The organism is Microbacterium sp. CPCC 204701 (assembly GCF_004010105.1).
Lineage (GTDB): Bacteria > Actinomycetota > Actinomycetes > Actinomycetales > Microbacteriaceae > Microbacterium.
On sequence record NZ_RRYE01000308.1, the window covers coordinates 1 to 3,652 of the forward strand.

At 70.0% G+C, this 3,652-nt stretch carries 3 protein-coding genes and 1 pseudogene; 2 read left to right on the plus strand and 2 right to left on the minus strand.

Annotated features, from left to right (window positions below; all coding sequences use genetic code 11):
• Together EIO58_RS14425 and EIO58_RS14430 are read left to right on the plus strand one after the other, a co-directional pair.
• Positions 1 to 839 (plus strand): DUF2142 domain-containing protein (locus tag EIO58_RS14425; RefSeq protein ID WP_127820113.1); only part of this gene is annotated, 839 nt, incomplete at its 5' end.
• The gene (locus EIO58_RS14430; RefSeq protein ID WP_240658884.1) at positions 836 to 2,242 is read left to right on the plus strand and encodes a glycosyltransferase family 4 protein; all 1,407 of its coding nucleotides are present in this window, start codon (positions 836 to 838) and stop codon (positions 2,240 to 2,242) included. The genes EIO58_RS14425 and EIO58_RS14430, both read left to right, overlap by 4 nt.
• A 28-nt stretch (positions 2,243 to 2,270) precedes the next feature.
• Here the strand turns inward: EIO58_RS14430 and EIO58_RS14435 are convergent, their stop codons facing one another.
• Together EIO58_RS14435 and EIO58_RS18915 are read right to left on the minus strand one after the other, a co-directional pair.
• Positions 2,271 to 3,179 carry a class I SAM-dependent methyltransferase gene (locus EIO58_RS14435; protein WP_127820114.1) on the minus strand — a complete coding sequence of 303 codons (909 nt, stop codon included), beginning with the start codon at positions 3,177 to 3,179 and terminating at the stop codon, positions 2,271 to 2,273.
• Positions 3,180 to 3,259: 80 nt separating this feature from the next.
• A pseudogene (locus EIO58_RS18915) lies at positions 3,260 to 3,652 on the minus strand (hypothetical protein); the annotation flags it as partial.

Consider the following 3,652-nt stretch of genomic DNA (forward strand, 5'->3'; position numbering starts at 1 on the left):
CGCCGCTCATCGTCGCGGGGGTCATCGTGGCGCTGAGCGTGGTGTTCTATCTCAGCGCCTGGCAGGGGGCGTCGATCGTCGGCGGCATCGAGAGCGAGCGCCCGCCGCTGTCGGGGTCGCAGCACGTGTCGAACCTGCTGTCGGCGCCCAGTCTCTGGATGGGTGCCCTCGGGGGCTGGGGACTCGGTTGGCTGGACACGCCGATGCCCGCGCTCGTGTCGGTGCTTGCCGGTGCCGTGTTCTGGGGCGCGTTCTTCATCGGCGGCGGCCGCGCGTCCGTGCGGCGAGGAGTTGCCATCGGGCTCGGCGTGGCCGCGATGTGGCTGGTGCCCGTCGTACTCCTCGCCCAGTCGCGGATGCTCGTGGGAGAGCTCGTCCAGCCGCGCTATCTCTTGCCGCTGATGATCATCACCCTCGGCGTGGCATCTGTGCGTCTGGACGTCGCGCGGGCATGGAGCGGGTTCCGCTCGATCGCGGCGGTGGCCGCGCTCGCCATGGCGAACACGACGGCACTGCACACCAACATCCAGCGGTACACGACGGGACTCGACCAGTTCAGCGCGGACCCCGGCGCCGGAGCGGAATGGTGGTGGGCGTGGGCCCCCACCCCCCTCCTGGTGTGGCTCGGGGGCGGACTGGCCTTCACAGCCGCCCTGACATTGCTCGTGCTCCTGCTTCCCTGGGCGCGCGTCCCCGAAGACGACAGGCGCCCGACACCGCCCGGCGCCGCGCCGGGACGCGACGCGCCTTCCGCGAGCGCTCCGACCGCCCGCCCTGCGGAAAATGCGGCCGTCGAGGAACACCACCACGCGATCGACTCCGATCGGGTCGCACCGTGACGGCGGCCGGGAGTGCACGAAGCCGCGTCCTCCTCATCACCGGCGACCTCATCGGTGAGCGGATGGCGGGGCCCGCCATCCGCGTATGGCACATGGCGGAAGCCCTGTCGACCGGCTGCGACGTGCGGATCGTGTCGTGGAACCGGATCGAGCGCACGTCCGATCGGTTCCGAACCTTCCATGTCCGCGAGGCCGACGACCGCGGGATGCGCGAGCACGAGGAATGGGCCGACGTCATCATCGTGCAGGGCACATCCTTCCGCACCTTCCCCAGCATCGCCCAGACCCGCAAGATCGTCGTCGCCGACCTCTACGACCCGTTCCAGCTCGAGCAGCTCGAGATGAACAAGTACGCGCCCCCGGCCGAGTGGGCGGACGAGGTGACGAAGGCGGTATCGCTGCTCAACGAGCAGCTGAGCCGCGCCGATTGCTTCCTCTGCGCTTCCGAGGCGCAGCGCAGCCTTTGGCTCGGCGGTCTGTCTGCGATGGGGCGTCTGAATCCAACCACGTATTCCGCAGATCCGACCTTCGAGTCGCTGCTTCGGCTGGTGCCGTTCGGCCTCCCCGAGGACCCGCCCGTGCAGCAGCGCCACGGCATCAAGGGGACGGTTCCCGGGATCGGCGTCGATGACAAGGTCCTCATCTGGGGCGGCGGGATCTACAACTGGTTCGATCCAGCGACATTGGTCGAAGCGATGGGACTGCTCGCGCAGGAGCACCCAGAGATCAAGCTGTTCTTCCTCAGCGCCCGGCACTTCAATCCCGACATCCCCGAGATGCGGGCGCTTACGGACACCGTGGAGACCGCCGAACGGCTCGGGCTGGTGGATCGCACCGTCTTCTTCAACGACACCTGGGTCGACTACGAGCGCCGTGCGGACTACCTGCTGGATGCCGACGTCGGGGTGAGCACCCACCTCATCCACGCCGAGACGCGCTTCGCCTTCCGCACGCGCATCCTCGACTACCTGTGGGCGGAGCTGCCGATCGTCGCGACGGACGGCGACAGTTTCGCCACGCTCATCCGCGAGCGCGGCATCGGCCGCGTCGTCCCGCCGCGCGACGCAGCCGCCCTGGCGGCGGCGATCGTGGAAATGGTCTGCGACGAGCGAGCCCGCGCGGTCGTCGCGCACAATCTGCGCGAAGTCCGCGAGGAATTCATGTGGTCGCGCGCACTGGCCCCCCTCGTCGAGTTCTGCGCCGACCCGCGACCGGCGGCCGACCGCGAACTCGTACTCGGCAGATCTGCAATAGCCGGCGGCACACCCTTCGAGCGGATCCTCGCGATGCCACGCGGAGCGCGGCGCGATCTCGCCCTCCTGCGCTACTACTGGAGGCAGGGCGGCCTGTCGCTCGTACGGAGCAAGATGCTGACGCGTCGCGAACGGCTGCAGCGCGACTGACCCTTCCAGCGTCGCCCCGACAGCGGCATCACGGGCGAGGCGGGCGCAGCTTCCCCACGCGGCGCAGTGGAGCGGTCACGCGCCAGCTCGTGCTCGTCCGGAGCGCGGCGATCGCGGCCTCGAGCTCGTCTTCGTGCACGGCACGGCGCCGGACCTCCGCCCATGCCCGCTCGGCATCCTCCGGAAGGCTCTCCAGCCACGCTTGACGCAAGACGGTACCACCGAGGCGCTCATAGTCTGCGCGGATCCGCGCAGCGGTGTCCTCGTCGGCGGAGAACAGTTCCCTCAACGGCTCGCAGGCGATCTCCCCCACGGCGAGCACGCCCAGTCCGTGACCGTGGTGGAAGGCGAAGGAGCGCCCCGGCTCGGCGAGCTCCTCCCACAGCCGCCATACGCCGAAGCCGCTGTCGCGTTCGGCGATGTCGTGGAAGAGGATCACTCCGCCGGCGCGGACGGTCGAGTTCCAGTCCGTGTAGTCGGCCGACGCATCGTCGTACCCGTGCCGACCGTCGATATGCAGCAGATTCACCGACGCATCCTCGAACACCGGCCGAGCCTGGCTGAACCATCCGCGCACGAGCCGCACGATCGCGGGGTAATCGGACTCCACCACGGATCGGACGTAGTCGAACACCTCCGGGCCGTAATGGCCGGCGTGGTCGTCCCCCTCCCAGCTGTCGACTGCGTCCACCGACGCGTCGAGCCCCAGCCTCTTGATCGCCTCGGCGAAGACGAAGCATGAGTAGCCGTAGTGCGTGCCCAGCTCCACGATGCGCCGCGGCCGCAGGACGTCCATCAGCCAGGAGGCGAACGGGCCGTGGGTCAGCCACGCCGAGACGGGGAGGTGCGCAGGCAACCAGTAGGAGGCCGGGCTCAGCCAAAACGGCCGGCCATCGCTGCCGGGTCCGGCCCGCCTCTCGTCGAGGGACAGATCCATGCGCCTTGCTCCATTGCTCGGGTTCCCTGAAGCATAGGACGGCGCAACCGGTGTCGCGAATCGGCCGGTTCTCGGGGCGTCTACACGCTCCCGCGATGACCGGCGCCGTCGATATCGGCCGCCGCGAAGAGCGCGCGCCAGGCGGCCGGTGAGGCAAGCCCTGGTGCCGCCGCACGGTATGAGCGCGCCAGAGCCGGCCACCGCAGCCACAGGCGGACGCGAAGCCAGACCGCGTCCAGAAGCAGCCGCGCCGAGGTCACGCGATGCCGCCGCGCGACGAAGGCGCCGGTGCCGGTGGCGCTCGCGACTGTGGCGCTGTCGACCAGCCCGAGCGCCCACCACTTCCCGTCCGCTCGCGAGAGGGCGACGTCGACGACGTCGGCCTGCGTCGTTCGCGGGCGCCGGAACTGGTTGGCGATCACCGCCAGCAGGCGCCGCAGGGCGGCGACCTGCCCCGTCGGCGGCGCTGGGCG

What these genes read in the sequence shown, in the direction of transcription:
- EIO58_RS14435 (WP_127820114.1), bottom strand. Translation starts at nt 3,179, where the DNA reads ATGGATCTGTCCCTCGACGAGAGGCGGGCCGGACCCGGCAGCGATGGC.